Below are 1,388 nucleotides of genomic sequence, written 5' to 3'. Positions count from 1 at the left end.
CCCGGAAATCGGCGCGGTGGCCGTCCACGCAAAACACATCGGACAGGGTGAACGCGACCTTGTTGCCGGCTGCGCGCGCCACAGCGATCGCGGACTGCATGGCGCGGCGCGGCGCTGCCGGGTCCCACAAATAGCCTTCCAGATAGAGTATGCTGGACGCCGCCACCATTTCGGCATCCAGATCGCTGGCATCAAGCTCCTGGCAGGCGCCCAGATAGGTGTTCATCGTCCGCTCGCCATCCGGGGTGACCAGGATCAGGCAGCGGCCCGTCGGCGGGCCGCCGGTGGCCGGCGCGGCGGTGAAATGCACGCCGGCGGCGCGAATATCGTGGGTGAAAAATTCGCCAAGCTGATCGGCGGCAACGCGGCCAACAAACGCCGCCCGCGCTCCCAATTTGGCTGCCCCCACCACGGAATTTGCAGCCGAACCGCCGCTGATCTGGCGGCCGGCGGCCATGGCGGCATACAGGCCTTGCGCTTCGTCCGCCCCGATCAGCCGCATCGATCCGTGCTGGATGCCGCGGCTGGTGAGAAATTCCGGTTCGGCACTGCTGATCACATCAACAATGGCATTGCCCATGGCCAATATATCAAAACGTCTATCACTGTGGATCATGCAGGCGGCTCCAAATCAGCACTGCCGCGCGGCTTAGCGGCTTGCTCCTGCCGTGCCCAGCCCCTAGCGTTGCGGGCGATGGTTGCTGCATTCATCCTGGCTTTTGCGCAATTGTGGGATGCCCCCATTCGCCGCGTGCTGCTGCGCGGGCTGATCCTGTCGTTGCTGCTGCTTGCCTTGCTGTCGTGGGCGATTTTTGCCGGCATCGCGCTGGTGGAAACCGATCGTTGGCCGGGCTGGCTGCAACGTTTGTGGGCGGCAGGCGCCGGCGATGCGGCTGCCGTGCTGCTGTCGATGCTGCTCACCTGGCTGGGCTTTACCAGCATTGCCACGGCCGTGATGGCCATCTGGCAGGACGAGATCATCGTTGCGGTCGAACGCCGCTATTATCCCGCCGCGCAAGGCCATGCCCTGGGCCTGGGTGTGGAGCTGGCCATGGGCGGCCGCGCCGCGACCCGCGTGGCGCTGATCAACCTGCTATTGATCCCGGCCTATCTGCTGCTGCTGGTCACCGGCATCGGCCCGATCATCCTGTTTATCATCGCCAACGGCTGGGCACTGGGCCGCGAATACCTGGAAGCGGTGGCTGCGCGCCACGTCTCCCTCGGCGAATCCCGCGCCTGGCCGGGGCAACACCGCTGGGATAGCTGGGGCATCGGCATCGTCACCGCCGGGCTGTTCGCCGTGCCGGTGCTGAACCTGGTCGCGCCGATCGTGGGCGCCATGGTTGCCACGCACATCTTCCACCGCGAGCGGGAACGTGAAGCGAAGG

Annotated in this window: 2 protein-coding genes; one reads left to right on the top strand and one right to left on the bottom strand. The window is 65.9% G+C overall.

Annotation, left to right across the window (positions count from 1 at the left end):
* A partial coding sequence (locus tag ABWP50_RS00030) for an adenosine kinase (protein ID WP_353215938.1) occupies positions 1 to 616 on the bottom strand: 616 nt, incomplete at its 3' end.
* A 78-nt stretch (positions 617 to 694) separates the two neighbouring features.
* On the opposite strand from ABWP50_RS00030, the gene ABWP50_RS00025 reads away from it, so the two are divergent.
* Positions 695 to 1,388: EI24 domain-containing protein (locus tag ABWP50_RS00025; protein ID WP_353215937.1), on the top strand; the 694-nt coding region annotated here is incomplete at its 3' end.

The sequence above is a fragment of the Sandarakinorhabdus sp. genome, assembly GCF_040398645.1.
Taxonomy (GTDB): domain Bacteria; phylum Pseudomonadota; class Alphaproteobacteria; order Sphingomonadales; family Sphingomonadaceae; genus Sandarakinorhabdus.
The sequence above is the reverse complement of the archived record's forward strand: the minus strand, read 5'-3'. Positions and strand labels throughout refer to the sequence as shown.